Annotated in this window: 8 protein-coding genes; 4 read left to right on the top strand and 4 right to left on the bottom strand. The window is 54.6% G+C overall.

What is annotated here, in order from left to right:
• Nucleotides 1–14 precede the first annotated feature (14 nt).
• From DXA66_RS12525 to DXA66_RS12510, 4 genes are all read left to right on the top strand, one after another.
• Nucleotides 15–5,492 (top strand): SpaA isopeptide-forming pilin-related protein, encoded by a 5,478-nt coding sequence (locus DXA66_RS12525; RefSeq protein ID WP_118529224.1) that lies wholly within the window; start codon nucleotides 15–17, stop codon nucleotides 5,490–5,492.
• A 112-nt stretch (nucleotides 5,493–5,604) separates the two neighbouring features.
• The gene (locus DXA66_RS12520; protein ID WP_118529245.1) at nucleotides 5,605–7,185 is read left to right on the top strand and encodes a SpaH/EbpB family LPXTG-anchored major pilin; all 1,581 of its coding nucleotides are present in this window, start codon (nucleotides 5,605–5,607) and stop codon (nucleotides 7,183–7,185) included.
• 79 nt (nucleotides 7,186–7,264) lie between these two features.
• Nucleotides 7,265–8,110 (top strand): class C sortase, encoded by an 846-nt coding sequence (locus DXA66_RS12515; RefSeq protein ID WP_118529223.1) that lies wholly within the window; start codon nucleotides 7,265–7,267, stop codon nucleotides 8,108–8,110.
• Complete coding sequence (locus DXA66_RS12510; RefSeq protein WP_118529222.1) at nucleotides 8,097–8,975, top strand: SpaA isopeptide-forming pilin-related protein; 879 nt, start codon at nucleotides 8,097–8,099, stop codon at nucleotides 8,973–8,975. The genes DXA66_RS12515 and DXA66_RS12510 overlap by 14 nt, the downstream gene beginning before the upstream one ends.
• Before the next feature lie 79 nt (nucleotides 8,976–9,054).
• Here the strand turns inward: DXA66_RS12510 and DXA66_RS12505 are convergent, their stop codons facing one another.
• The 4 genes from DXA66_RS12505 to DXA66_RS12490 all read right to left on the bottom strand — a co-directional run bounded on the left by DXA66_RS12505 (nucleotide 9,055) and on the right by DXA66_RS12490 (nucleotide 14,451).
• Nucleotides 9,055–11,202, bottom strand: coding sequence for a polyribonucleotide nucleotidyltransferase (locus DXA66_RS12505; protein WP_118529221.1), 2,148 nt, complete (start codon nucleotides 11,200–11,202; stop codon nucleotides 9,055–9,057).
• Between the two features lie 277 nt (nucleotides 11,203–11,479).
• Nucleotides 11,480–11,734, bottom strand: a complete 255-nt coding sequence (gene rpsO, locus DXA66_RS12500) for a 30S ribosomal protein S15 (RefSeq protein ID WP_005933138.1) — start codon at nucleotides 11,732–11,734, stop codon at nucleotides 11,480–11,482.
• 158 nt (nucleotides 11,735–11,892) lie between these two features.
• Nucleotides 11,893–12,732, bottom strand: coding sequence for a CPBP family intramembrane glutamic endopeptidase (locus tag DXA66_RS12495; RefSeq protein ID WP_118529220.1), 840 nt, complete (start codon nucleotides 12,730–12,732; stop codon nucleotides 11,893–11,895).
• A gap of 108 nt (nucleotides 12,733–12,840) precedes the next feature.
• Nucleotides 12,841–14,451, bottom strand: coding sequence for a glycosyltransferase family 39 protein (locus tag DXA66_RS12490; RefSeq protein ID WP_118529219.1), 1,611 nt, complete (start codon nucleotides 14,449–14,451; stop codon nucleotides 12,841–12,843).
• Nucleotides 14,452–14,625 lie beyond the last annotated feature (174 nt).

Raw genomic sequence — 14,625 nt, 5'->3', positions numbered from 1 at the left:
GAGGTTTAGGAATCATGCGGGATATTGTGAAAGAATATCAGGAAAAGTTCCGTCGGAACCACCAGCGCGCCAGACGCTATACTGCGCTGCTGCTGGCACTGGCGCTGACCACCAGCCTGTTCGTGAACTGGCAGCTGCACGGCGTGGGCATTGCCAAAACGGCCGAATATCTGTGCGGCGAGCTGGAGCATGAGCACACCGCTGCCTGCTATGAAAAGCAGCTGGTGTGCGGCTATGAGGAAGGCGAACCGGAGGACTGGAACGCTACCATGACGGACGACGGCATGTCTTTTGATGATACATTCGGCATGGATGATGCTGCGTTCGGCGTGGATGCGGATGATCCCGGCATTGCAGCCTATTCCGCAGAGCCGGAGTACATCTTTGTGCCCCATGAGCACACCGACGACTGCTATCAGGAAGTGCAGGAGCTGACCTGCCTGGAAGAAGAGCACACCCACACCGACGACTGCTTTGACCCCGAGGACGGCAGCCTGATCTGTGATCTGTTCGAGCACACCCACGACGACAGCTGCTACACCACCACCTATGAGCTGGTGTGCGGTCTGGAAGAGGGCGAGCTTGTAGAAGAAGTGAACCCCGATTATGATCCGGTGGCCCTGTTTGAGGAGCCGGTGGCCGCAAAGCCCGTGGTGGTCGATCCTGTGATCGAGACCCCGGTGCACCACCACACCGATGCCTGCTACGAGGAAGTGCTGGTCTGCGGCCTGCCGGAGCATCACCACACGGTGAACTGCCTGTCCGACCCGATGGACGACACGCAGGACGAGGACGACTGGCTGGACAAGACCGGCACGGCCCTGACCGGCATGTGGAACGAAGACCTGCTCACCGTGGCACAGGGTCAACTGGGCTATGAGCAGAGCGAGAAAAATTTCAAGCTTGATACCGATGACGGCGAGACCCTGCGCTACTACACCCGCTACGGCCAGTGGTACGGCAACCCCTACGGCGAGTGGGACGTGATGTTCCTGTCCTACTGCCTGAACTATGCAAATATCCCGCAGAGCGCGATCCCTCAGCGCGCCAGTACGCTGGCCCTGCGCAGCGAGCTGCGTTCCACCGGTTATCTGCTGGACCCGGACAGCGACATTGCGGCCTATGAAATGGACGCAGACATGTCTGTTACTGGCCTGCAGCCCGGTGATATCGTGTTCTATAACGCCACCACGACCGAGACGGTCGCTGTGGCAGACGAGCCGCAGATCGAGGACCTTTCCCCGGATGCTGACACCGAGCTGCTGCAGGCTTTGAGCGCCCCGGCAGCGGCCGAGCCGCAGACCGAAGAGCGCACTGTCTCGTGTGAGACCGTGGGCATCGTGTCGGCTGTGGACGAAGCTTCCGGCACGCTGACGGTCATCTCCGGCAACGTGGACGGCAAGGTGTCCGAGGTGTCCCTTGCGCCGTCCCAGCTCACCGGCATGATCCCCGTGGCATCTGTGCAGGCCGCGGAGAGCGGAGCGGATACGATGGATGGCACTGATCTTGATTTTTCAAAGATGCTGAATGGTTCTCAGTATGTGACCGATTTCAAGATTCAGAAGCTGCAGGACTCCGACTACTCTGACGTCACAGAGAGTACCGTAACCGATAAGCTTCATGGCTTTATCGATCTGCATGATATCCCGGCTGACCGCATCAAGGCCAATAATTATAAAGTATATGTCCCGATTCCAGCGGGTCTCGACAAGCTGAATAATGGCGGCGCTGAAAAAGGCAGTCTAAAGGACTCCTCTTATTTCGGTCCCAACGGAACCATCTGTGGCACCTACGAGTTCGTGCAGGATGCCGACGGAGACTGGTATGTTGTCTTTACTTATGATAAAGATTACATCAACCAGCAGGAAACGACGAAAGACAGTAAAGTCAAAACCGACGTTTCTTTCGATTTTCAGTGGGATACCGCTAAAATCAGCACAGATAAATCCAATAAGTTCACCATTAACGGCAAAGACATCACGATCACGATCAAGGATCAGAGCGAAGATAAGCCGTCCGATAAAAAGAACTATTCCCTGTCCAAGGACGCTGGCTCTCTGCGTTATGATAGTCATGATGCCTACATTGACTACACGGTCACGCTCAAATTAAAGGATGACATGGCTGCTCCTTTGACCCTGACCGATGCCTTGCGTTGTCCTACCAATGCCGACTTCCAGTATACTGGTACGCCGGATGTTTCTGGTTCGAACGGTGCGTCCAACACAACCGTTTCCTGGACGGATGGGACTGACTCCAGCACAAAAACCATCACACTGGGACAGGAGGGCGAGACCCTCGCTGCAGGAACCTATACGATCACCTATCAGGTAAAGGCTACTAACTTCGGCAATGTTGACTACGTCAACAACGAGAAGGTCAAAAACACTGTCACTTTTAAGGACACCAGTAAAACGAAAGAGACCTCTCTCACCACAAAATTGATCGACAAGTCCGGCAAGCTTGAGAATGGCGAGATCATCTGGACCGTGAAGATCAATATCGATCAAGATGACACCTCTCTGCGCTATCTGCCGAAAGATGCCAAGTTTACTGATACGCTTCCTGATGATCCCATTGACAATAAGATCACTGTCACGAAGGATGGAGAATCCACCGATGTCACACTGGACAACACCATCTATGACAACAGCAGCAAGCTGCTTACTTATCCTCTGGAAGAAGGTTTCCATTCTTACGAGATCACCTACCGTACCAAAGCACCTGAAAACACCTCTGAATCCGAGACAATCGTCAATAACACCGGTGAGATCAAAGGTACCGGTATCAATGGTTCCGACTCTTCCAACGTGAAAATTCCTTCTACCCTGCTGAGTAAGCAGTTGGAAAACGGCAGTCATGATACCCAAACCGCAACTATGGATTGGGTCACAACTGTCAATGCAACAGACCTTAACACCCTCGTCTATTACGATTGGAGCAGCACCCGCTGGGATGCCGACACTTCCAAGAGCGTCCGCCTGCAGCAAATCGTTGCTGACAGCGTACACGTTTTTGATGCATCCGATCTTGAAGTAACCGACAAGGTGACCATCAACTATCAGTATTCGCGCACCGAAAACGGTGTTGAAGTCGGACTGTTCTCGGTAGATTTCAAAGAAAAGAACATTCAGGGGCCTGCAACCATCAAATATCAGACCACAGCCAATTTGTCTTGGGTGGCATCTGGCACACGCTGTCAGATCACGAACTACGGACAGCTGAATCAGGGCGATATTGTTTCGGATGTGTATGATTTCACCAACTCTTCCGAGCAGCGTAAATACTTCCGGAAGATTGCAGGCGATTCCAGCAACTGGAACAAAACAGAAGACACCATCACCCTGAAACCCGGACAGAAGATTCCGTGGACGATTGCTATAAACGATACCACGGATGAGGGTCTTGTATGGGATGCTGAAAAAGACAAAGAATGGGTCGTTAAGGACCTCATCCCTGCCGGCCTGAATCTGGATGAGAGCAGCGTCCGGGTCGAGCTGAACGGTAACGCAGTTTCAAGCAATTACTATACCGTTTCTGCTGAAAAGCAGGCAGACGGCAGCACCAAACTGGTGGTCACTCTTCAGCCCGAGTGCTATACGCTTACAGTCAATGGGAACAAAACGCTCAGCAAACGTGTTTTTATCACCTACGACACCACACTGGACCCTGATAACACAGAGGTCTGGAACGGTGGCAATGTTGCCTCCTTTGTCAACAACGCTACGTTCGAGCGGAACGGCGAACAGAGCGGCAGTGATTCCTTTAAGGAAACTGTCACCCGAAATGTTGTGGGCAAACACGGCAACTATGATGAAGCAACCGGCCTTCTGACCTATCAGGTACAGGTCAATCCTAACAGCGTCACACTGAACAATGGCGTGCCGTTGACTCTGTATGATTTCATGTCTGTTCCAGATGGTCTGTACAGCAAAGATGGTACCACCTCCGACCGTGTAACATTGGCAGGTGTCTCTGTCTTTGAGGGTGAGCTGCAGGCAGATGGCTCTCTGGAAGCAACGACTTTCCTCAAGGATCTCGACCCGATTGAAGGAGATTACGACAGCAGCTCTGCTCCGGAAAACGTTACTGAGGATACCTACTACACCAAACGGAATAAGGATCGAAACCAGATTCAAGTCTGGACGAAGGTACCAGACGGCAAGGCTTTGGTTCTGGTTTTCCACTATACGGTCAATACCAAGAATCTGCCCGCTAAGAACTATAAGTTCAAGAATACCGTGCAGTTGGAGGGCTATAATTCTTACGTCGATGAAAATGTAGATTTCAAGAGCGATTCTTCCGGTAACGCAGGCATCGATTTCAACACCAACAATGTTACGATCGTGAAGTACTCCGGTACCCAGAGCAATCTGCTGTCGGATGCAAAGTTCCAGCTGGAAACCTATAAAAATGGCCAGTGGACTGATGTAAAGCAGTATGTCACCTCTCAGAGCGGCAATTCCGTCATGTCCGGCCTTACGCAGGATACGCTTTACCGTCTGCATGAAACCGCTGCGCCGGAAGGTTACCTGCTGCCAGACCCCACTCCGTATCACTATTTTGTCATTTCCAAAAATGCCTATACCTTGCCGACAGATTCGGGCTTTGTCGAAGGCCGTGACTCCTTCGCCCTCTACAAGCTGGGGGAAAATGAGTCGTTCGGAAGCTTTTACTACTACTGCAACAATGCCCGTAACCCGGACTATGTGAAGGAAGGCGACCTGCTGGTCAAGAAGGCGTGGAAGAACTTTGATGGCACCGATATCACGGATACATCGAAGCTTCCGGAGATCGTGGTCACGCTGACGAAGCATGTGGCGAACCCCGGCCACCGTATTCTTCTGCAGCTTGATGATGGTTCAGGTACAAAGGTTTTTGCCAAAAATATCAATGACGGCGGTGATGTCTACGTCACAGTATGGCCTCAAAATTATCAAAACTGGTTGGATGCTGGAGTAGCAATAACGGCTACTGGCGAGAGCGCTCCGGATGGAAAACCGATTTATAAAATCAGCAATATCATCTCCGACATTACAATCAAGAGCACAAAAGTTTATTACAATGGCGGCGATTTCTATACGACTGCTGGCGGTACTCCCATCACCGGCACGACCGACACCGAAGTCGGCAAAGTTACGCTGAACAGCAGAAATGGCTGGTCTGCCCGTTTTGAAAACCTTGAGATTGACGACGGCATCACTTATACTATAAAAGAGATGTCCGTAGAAGGTTACACCGTGTCCTACACGCTGAACAACGAAGCTCTGGAGGCCGGTGCATCCTTTGCGCTGGGCAAGAACACCGGCAGCAACGGCAACGGCGATACCATCGTCATCACCAACACCGCCGAAGAATCCGGCGGCTACGTACTTCCCTCTACCGGCGGGGCCGGTACCAAACTGTATACAGCAGGCGGCGGCGCGCTGATGCTTGCCGCTCTGGTGTGCGGGGTTTGCAGAAAGCGCAGACGCGAGAGGAGGGAACGTTAAAAAGCCTGCATCCTTCCTGACACGGCGGCAAAATTGATTCTGCGCCGGAAGCAGACCCTGAAAATAGGAATCAGAAAAATCAGAAAAACTTGAAAGGAGACTTTCGCAAATCATGATGAAGAAAGCAATCAAAAAGCTGCTGGCCGCACTGCTGGCAGTTGCCATGCTGTGTGCCATGGCAGTACCCGCGTTTGCGGCGGATGGTGCTACTGGCACTGGTGCCACCACTGGCACTGGCAGCATTAAAATTGTTAACACTGTTAATGGCAACACCTATAAGATCTACCGCATTCTGGATCTGGAGTACCACGCAGATACCAAAGCTTACCGTTATACGGCGAATGATACTTGGAAATCCTTTGTTGAAACACAGGCAGAATATCTGGTCGTAGACACCAAAACGAATGCCGTTACTTGGTCAGCTAATAAAAACAATGCTGCGGACATTCAGGCTTTTGCAAATGCCGCCGGTAGTTATGCTAAAGCTCAACCCATCAAGGCCGACTATACGGAAACGGCAGATGGACAAAGTGATACCGGTGCTGCTACTGACAATACCACCAGCATTACCTTTAACAACCTGCCCCTTGGTTGGTATCTGGTGGTTTCTGACCTGAATAACGGCGCTATCTGCTCCATTGATACCACCGACACGACCGCAGAAATCAAAGAGAAGAACAGCAAGCCCACCATTGAAAAGCATGTCTGGGAAAATGGTGCCACTCTCGCTGGCTATAGCAACGATGCCAGCATTGGCGATAATGTAAAATTTGTAATCAATGTTGCAGTTCTTGACGGCACTCCCAAAAATTACGTTGTGCATGATAAAATGAGCGCCGGTCTGACCTTCAACGAAGATTCAGTTAATGTCAGTTGTTATCGTCCGACCGAGGAAAATCCTTACACCCCCATTAAACTGACCAAGGATACTGACTACCAGCTTATTACCACTGGTCTGAGCGACAAATGCACCTTTGAGGTTCAATTAAGTGATAACTTCTTGAAACCCGGCGATATGATCATGGTTGAGTACTACGCTACCGTTAACGAAAATGCAGTTATCGGCGGTGAGGGCAACGACAACGATACCTATTTGAAATACGGCAACGACAGCAAAACCGAGCACTCCACCACCAAGACCTACGTCTGGGAGATGGGTGTGCACAAGTACACAAACCTCGGCACTGGCAAAGAGGATACCGCTCTGGCAGATGCGGAGTTCAAGCTGTATAAGGGCGCTGACGCAAACAAGAAGTACGCGTCCTTCTCTACCGCCAACACCGTGGATGGTACTTCCGTCTACAAGCTGACTGGCTGGGTGGCAGATGCAGGCGCTGCTACTGCCGTTGTGACTCCCGCTTCCGGCAACATCAAGCTGGAAGGTCTGGACGCAGGCACCTATTATCTGGAGGAGACCAAGGCTCCTGTTGGCTACAACAAGCTGACCGATCCTATTACGGTTGTGATCGATCGCGGCACTCTGCCCACTAAGGCAGGTGAATCCGTTTCTTACACTGTTAAGTACGGCAATACTACTGCCGCCGACCATATTGTTCGCGTTGAGAACAAGGCCGGTGTGGAGTTGCCCTCCACCGGCGGCATGGGCACTACCCTGTTCTATGTCATCGGCGGCGGCCTGATGGTTGCGGCCATCGTTCTGCTGGTCACCAAGAAGCGCATGGAGAACAAGTAAGCTCCATTTCCCCCAAGAACCCGGAGCAAAGGGGCCGCAAGGCCCCCGCTCCTATCCTTATAACATTAGGGAGTAGCCCATGAAAAAGAACAAAAGCACCATCATCCTGATCCTCGTCTTTTTCGTGGGTCTATCCGTGATGTTATACCCCACCCTCAGCGATTACGTCAACCAGCTGCATCAGTCCCGTGCTGTGGCCACCTATGCCGAGGACGTGGACAAGCTGACCGATGCCGACTACTCCGCCTATTTCGAGGCGGCAGATGCGTTCAATGCGCAGATCGCCGCCGACCCGGATGCGTTGTATTTTCCGCAGCGCTTTCCCACCTACGAAAGCACGCTGGATGTGACCGGCACCGGCATTATGGGCTACATCACCATTGAAAAGATCGGTGTGGAGCTGCCCATCTACCACGGCACCAGCGATAGCGTGCTGCAGATCGCCGCAGGCCACTTGGAGGGCACCAGCCTGCCGGTGGGCGGCAAGAGCACCCATGCGGTCATTTCGGCTCACCGCGGCCTGCCCAGCGCCAAGCTGTTCACCAATCTGGACCGGCTGGAAGTGGGCGATACCTTTACCATCACCGTGCTGGACCGCGTGCTCACCTACGAGGTGGACAACATCTCCATCGTTCTGCCCACCGAGACAGACAACCTCAAGGTGGTGGACGGCAAGGATTACGTCACCCTGATGACCTGCACCCCCTACGGCATCAACACGCACCGCCTGCTGGTGCGAGGACGCCGCATCACCACGCCGGACAAGCTCAAGCACATCCGTGTAACAGCCGATGCCGTCAAGATCGAACCGATCATCACAGCCCCCATCATGGCACTGCCCCTGCTGCTGGTGCTGCTGCTCTGGCTGCTGTTCTCCAACCGCAAACGCAAATCTACAAGAGGTGAAAAACATGAAACGCACTGATCTCAAAAAGCACGCTGCGGCCCTGCTTTTGGTGCTGTGCCTTCTGGTAACAAGTGCGCTGCCTGCCCTTGCCACCAGCGCAAACATCAAGCTGGTGGACAGCAGCGGCAATCCCACTACCGGCACCATCCGCGTTACGCTGTACGACAGCGCCAACGATAAGGCGCTGAGCGGCGGCAAGCTCACTTTGTACCGTGTGGCCGAGGTAAAGCGCAAAAACGGCGACCTGAGCTACGAATACTGCGGCGATTTCTACGGCTGCGGTATTGCGCTGGGCGATTTGACTGACAGCACCCTTGCGGCCCAGCTGCAGGAGTATCTGCCCCAAAGCGCCGAGGGCACTGCGAAGACCATTGACGAGGACGGCAGCGTGACCTTCCGTGATCTGGAACTGGGACTGTATCTGATCGTGCAGACCGAGGCTTCCAAGGGCTATGAGCCGATCAATCCGTTCCTTGTCTCTCTGCCCATGGCGGAGGATGGCAAGTGGAATTATGCGGTGGATGCCAGCCCCAAGGTGGGTGCTTACACCCCCACCAAGCCGGACACGCCGCCTACGCCCCCTACCCCGCCTACGCCGCCGGATACGCCCGATCATCCTGATACGCCTACCCCGCCGGACAACCCGGATAACCCGGTCTCTCCCGGTAAACCGGACAATCCCGTGGCTCCGGGCCATCCGGATCATCCGGTAGCACCCGGTAATCCAGACAGCCCCGTTCTGCCGGGCCACCCGGATAACCCGGTAATGAGCGGTCTGCCGCAGACCGGTCAGCTGAACTGGCCCGTGCCGGTGCTGGCTGTCAGTGGTGTGGTGCTGTTTGCATTCGGCTGGGCGCTGGATCGCAAATACCGTGCAGTATAATTTCCTTCTGATACAACAAAGAGGACCCGATGCATCTGCATCGGGTCCTCTTTTTCGGTTTCTTTTATGCAGTCAGGGTTTACTGCTGCTGTGCCTGCTCGGCGCGCTTGGCTTCCAGCGCCAGAATGGCATCGCGGCGGCTCAGGTTGATACGGCCCTGCTGGTCGATGTCGGTCACCTTGACCACGATGGCATCGCCCACAGCCACCACATCCTCCACGCGCTCCACACGCTTGGTGTCCAGCTTGGAGATGTGCACCAGACCTTCCTTGCCCGGTGCGATCTCAACGAAGGCACCAAAGTTCATCAGGCGGGTCACCTTGCCCTTGTAGATGGCACCGATCTCGGGGTCCTCCACAATGGTCTTGATGGTAAAGATGGCGCGCTTTGCGTCCTCCTGATCCACAGCAGAGACGAACACATGGCCGTCCTCCTGCACGTCGATCTTGCAGTTGCAGGTAGCGCAGATGTCCTGAATGACCTTGCCGCCCTTACCGATCACGTCCTTGATCTTATCGGTGGGGATCATCATGCTGAACATCTTGGGTGCGTAGCGGCTCAGCTCATGGCGGGGCTCTGCGATCACCGGCTTGATGATCTCGTCCAGAATATACAGGCGGCCCTTGCGGCACTTCTCGAAAGCCTCGGCAATGATGTCGTAGGTCAGGCCATCGATCTTGATGTCCATCTGGATGGCAGTGATGCCCTTGCGGGTGCCGCCCACCTTGAAGTCCATATCGCCGTGGAAGTCCTCCACGCCCTGAATGTCCAGCATGGTCATCCAGCGGTCGCCCTCGGTGATCAGGCCGCAGGAAATGCCGGCAACGGGTGCCTTGATGGGCACGCCTGCATCCATCAGGGCCAGCGTAGAGCCGCAGATGGATGCCTGAGAGGTGGAACCGTTGGAGGAGAGCACCTCAGACACGCAGCGGATGGTGTAGGGGAACTCTTCCAGCGAGGGCAGCACAGGCACCAAAGCACGCTCTGCCAGTGCGCCATGGCCGATCTCGCGGCGGCCGGGGCTGCGCGGTGCGCGGGCCTCGCCCACAGAGTACGGCGGGAAGTTGTAGTGATGGATATAGCGCTTGGTCTGCTCGTCGGTCAGGTCGTCCATGAGCTGGTTGTCCTTGGTGCCGCCCAGAGTGCAGGTGGTCAGCACCTGCGTCTGGCCGCGGGTGAACATGCCGGAGCCGTGCACGCGGGGCAGGATGCCCACTTCGGCAGCCAGCGGGCGGATCTCGTTGATGCCGCGGCCGTCCACGCGCTTGCCCTCGTCCAGCAGCCAGCGGCGCACCACGAACTTCTGCATCTTATAGCTGACCAGATCAAGATCTGCAGCGGTCAGGTCGGGGTACTCCTCGGCGATCTTGTCCATGATGGGCAGCAGAGCGGCATCGCGCACATTCTTGTCGTCGGTGTCCATAGCGGCCTTGAAGTCGTCCAGATACTTGTTCTGGATGGCGTGGAACACGTCCATATCCAGACCCACCACCTGAAAATCGATCTTCGGCTTACCGCGCTCGGCCACGATCTTGTTGATGAACTCAATGGTCTTTTTGATCTCCACGTGAGCGGCCTTGATGGCGTTCAGCATGGTGTCCTCGTCCACCTCGTTGGCACCGGCCTCGATCATCACGATCTTATCCATGGTGGCGGCAACGGTCAGGGCAAGGTCGCTCACCTTGCGCTGCTCCTGCGTGGGGTTCAGCACGATCTCGCCGTCCACCAGACCCACCTGCACGCCGCCGATGGGGCCGTTCCACGGGATGTCGGACACGGCAGTGACCAGAGAAGCACCGATCATACCGGCGATCTCAGGGCTGCAGTCGGGGTCCAGACTCATGACGGTCATGGTGATGCACACGTCGTTGCGCATCTCCTTGGGGAACAGCGGGCGCATGGGGCGGTCCACCACACGGCTGGTCAGGATGGCGCGCTCGCCGGGGCGGCCCTCACGGCGCATAAAGCTGCCGGGGATGCGGCCTGCGGCGTAGAGCTTTTCCTCATACTCCACGTTCAGGGGGAAGAAATCCACGCCCTCGCGGGGCTTGGGGCTCATGACCACATTGCACATCACGCAGGTCTCACCGTAGCGGATCAGCGCACTGGCGTTGGACAGACCGCACATTTTGCCCATTTCTACCTTGAACGGGCGGCCTGCCAGCATGGTCTCGTAGACCTTGTAGTTCTCAAAGGTCTCTCTGCGGGAACCAAATTCAATTGCCATTGTTTTTGCCTCCTTGTTTTTTCGGATTTTTTCTATCCAAAAGGCGGTGGCACGCGCATCATAGCAATAAATCCAGCGTCCGTGCCGTTCACATCCGGTTTTGTTTGAGATATTTCCCCCACCGGGGGAATGTCTCTGCCGTTGATGTGAGCCGTCCGCGCCATGAAAAAGCATTCGGGGCACAGGCGTTCGATTTACTGCTGCAATACGCAGCCGCTGCCATTTGTATACAAAAGCAAAAGGCAGGCACCTTTGCGGTACCTGCCCTCTGTTTAAATTACTTACGCAGACCCAGAGTTGCGATCAGAGCACGGTAACGCTCGATGTCCTTCTTCTGGAGATAAGCCAGCAGATTGCGGCGGCGGCCAACCATCTTCATCAGGCCGCGGCGGCTGTGGTGATCGTTCGGGTTCTTCTTCAGGTGCTCGTTCAGCTCGTTGATGTGAGCGGTCAGCAGAGCGACCTGCACTTCGGGAGAGCCAGTGTCCTTCTCGGTCAGAGCGACCTTGGCCATAACTTCCTGCTTGTTCATAGTACCATACCTCTTTATAAAATTTTATGTGCCAATGGAACAGCGGCGGGAAACGGCATTCCCAAAAAGCGGGCATACTCCCAACCCCGTACCACGGTAACAGATACAGTATACCAGAACCCTGTGCAAAATGCAAGGATATTTTTTGCATCCTGCCTTTATTTTTTTACGTACTGGTGCCAGTACAGCTGCACCTCCGGCAGCTTCTTTTTGCGCAGCAGAACTGCGGTGGGGATCAGATACAGCAGCACCGAAAGCAGCATGGATGCATCGTAGCCGCTTACCGCATCGGCCACGGTAGTGGTGCCGTACAGCCCACCGATGAGCATGGACGAAATATCCATGGCACCATGCAGGAATACTGTCACCCACAAATTGCCGGTGCGGAAGTAGATCGCCGCAAAAAGAGTGCCCAGCGATGCTGCAAACACGCACTGCATCAGCACACCGAAGGGTGCCGAACTGAGGATATTGGTCAGGTGCGCCGCACCAAACAGCACACCGGACAAAAGGCAGGCCTTCCACACACCGGCACGGCTGGTGCCAAAGTGCTCCAGCAGGGTCTGGGCAATGACACCGCGGAAGATGAATTCCTCGGCCACACCCACCATGGCCATGCTGACAAGGAAGGTGCAGATGCGTGCCGCAGGCTGCAGCACGCCGTTCTCCGGCCGGCCCAGCACCAGCGACCCAAAGGCATTGTAGCCAATGAACACCAGCGGGTACATGCCCACCAGCAGGCCATTGAAAAAGCCGCTGCCGCGGCGGCGCAGCAGCCCGGCACGGTCTGTCCGTACCAGAAACAGCACCGCCACCATGGCCCCCACCAGCTCCTGCAGAGTGCTGTAGAGGTATGTATCAATGGACGCAAAATCCGTCCGGAAAAGAACCAATGCAATGGTAAAGACCAGATCTGTTACAAACAGGCTTGCCAGAAAAATCACTTCTGCCAGAACGCAGAATAAGATCGGGTGCGCTTTGCGCAGTCGTTTGAGCATGGGATACCCTCCTGAATCGTTGATGGTACTATTCTAGCACACTTTACCTTAAAACGATATAGCACGCGCAAAAAAGGCAGTTTTCCCTTCTGCTGTGCCGCAAAGCGTTCACTTTTTCAAAACAAAGATCTGTTCAAACTCCTGCGTTGCCAGCAGCGAAACATCCTCATAGCCGCCCTGTCGGGCAACGTTCCACGCAGTTTCCATGTTCTGGGCCGTGATCTGCTCCACCTGTTCTGCCGTCACGAACTGCCACAGCCCCCGGCCTCCAATGAACAGCACCAGCGTATCATTTTCGCCGGTGTTATACTGCACCAGCAGCTCACTGGAATCGTCCGGCACCACACAGACCTCCTGAAATTTGAGAAGCTCCTGCACGCCGGAAGTGAAACTGCCAAGGTCCCCGGTAATATCCACGCAGGCGGCCTGACTGTATTGTTCCAGTTCTTTGTCTATCTTATAAGTACCGCTGTACATGCGCTCCGGCTCGATCACAAATGCAAGCACGACCATTGCAAGGCACACGATCTGCAGAATGCGCTTTCTGGTGCCTGCACGCAGCGTATCCAGAATGGAGAAAAGGCCGCAGCCACAAAACAGCGCTTCCAGCGGCTGCAGATGATACACATACCGCAGCGACTTATACGGCGAGATCACCGCGATAACCAGAAATGCAGCAAGCGCCGGGACCGTGATCAGCTTGACATCCTCGGGGATCAGCGTAGTGCCGCGCAGCCTGCCCGGCAGCCAGCGCTGCCCCAGCTTCGTCAGGACCAGCACGGCCATAATGCCTGCGCCTACAGCAAAACCGACGATGCTCCAGCCGATCAGCTCCAGCGGGCCTTTGGGGTACTGCGCCAGATCCAGCAGATTGTTTGCTGTTGACTCCAGCGAAACCGTATCCTGCGAGTGCAGCTGTGCATACCAGCACGGAAAGGTGAGCAGCATTCCGCCAACGCCCGCAAGCGCCGGAAGCGAAAATGCAGCAGCATTTTTCCATTCGCGCCGGAACATCAGGTAAAGGTCATATGCTGCGCACAGCAGGAAGGCATAGACCACAAAGAAATACTGGGTCATCATGCCAAGATAGATGGTTACACCGATCAGAAGATATTTGGGCACAGACGGCCTGCGAAGAGACTTTGCCACCAGCAGCGCAAGCAGGATCGTCAGCAAGGTCATGAGCATATACATGCGCACCATCGTCACATTCGAGATCATTTCACGGTTGAACGCATACAATGCACAGACGAACAATGCTTTTTTCCAGTCTGCAAACAGCTCTATGCCCAGCGCATACAGCGCTGCCAGCGTGCCGCCCAGCAGCACAAAATTCATCCCCAGACCCGTCCATTTTGTAAAACTGCCCGGAAATAATGAGCACACCGTGTGCAGCAAAAAGTAGAACAGCGGCGGATGAACGTCCTGCGTCTGGTTATAGTAGACCGACGCATAGTCGAACCGTGTGCTTCCCTGCGGGGCAACATAATTCAGAAACTCGCTCTGCGTGAACACTGCCTCCGGCAGCTTGCCGTTTGCCACCTGTTCTCCACCATGGAGCCAGCTTAAAAACGGAACATAACTGCTGTTTGCAAGGCCGTAGGAGTAGATCTCATCCAGAAAGAAACCCTCTTTCCGCACAGCCCACCAGCCGCAAAGGCAGATCAGAACGATCACAAAAAGCGCGACCGCCCGTTTTTTCTTTTTTATTTCCTGCATAGTTTCTGTTTTTCCTCGCTTTTTTGTCCGTTCTGCAGCCAAATATGGCTTTGCTTTTCCAGTATATCATATTTAGAACACAAGTCAAAACTTTTCGGGTTGCAGATCCCGCTGCTCCTAGCAGCATGCACCCTGTTAGACATTCCTAGCCGGTGGGACCCGCGGGCTAAACAA

The sequence above is a fragment of the Faecalibacterium sp. OF03-6AC genome (assembly GCF_003478175.1).
In the GTDB taxonomy this organism is placed as follows: domain Bacteria; phylum Bacillota; class Clostridia; order Oscillospirales; family Ruminococcaceae; genus Faecalibacterium; species Faecalibacterium taiwanense.
Note: the sequence above shows the minus strand (reverse complement) of the source record. Positions and strands in the feature narration are given on the sequence as shown.

Excerpts from the sequence above, each read along its gene's own strand:
- DXA66_RS12525 (WP_118529224.1), top strand. The coding sequence starts at position 15 with ATGCGGGATATTGTGAAAGAATATCAGGAAAAGTTCCGTCGGAACCAC.
- DXA66_RS12520 (WP_118529245.1), top strand. The coding sequence starts at position 5,605 with ATGATGAAGAAAGCAATCAAAAAGCTGCTGGCCGCACTGCTGGCAGTT.
- DXA66_RS12515 (WP_118529223.1), top strand. The coding sequence starts at position 7,265 with ATGAAAAAGAACAAAAGCACCATCATCCTGATCCTCGTCTTTTTCGTG.
- DXA66_RS12510 (WP_118529222.1), top strand. The coding sequence starts at position 8,097 with ATGAAACGCACTGATCTCAAAAAGCACGCTGCGGCCCTGCTTTTGGTG.
- DXA66_RS12505 (WP_118529221.1), bottom strand. The coding sequence starts at position 11,202 with ATGGCAATTGAATTTGGTTCCCGCAGAGAGACCTTTGAGAACTACAAG.
- rpsO (WP_005933138.1), bottom strand. The coding sequence starts at position 11,734 with ATGAACAAGCAGGAAGTTATGGCCAAGGTCGCTCTGACCGAGAAGGAC.
- DXA66_RS12495 (WP_118529220.1), bottom strand. The coding sequence starts at position 12,732 with ATGCTCAAACGACTGCGCAAAGCGCACCCGATCTTATTCTGCGTTCTG.
- DXA66_RS12490 (WP_118529219.1), bottom strand. The coding sequence starts at position 14,451 with ATGCAGGAAATAAAAAAGAAAAAACGGGCGGTCGCGCTTTTTGTGATC.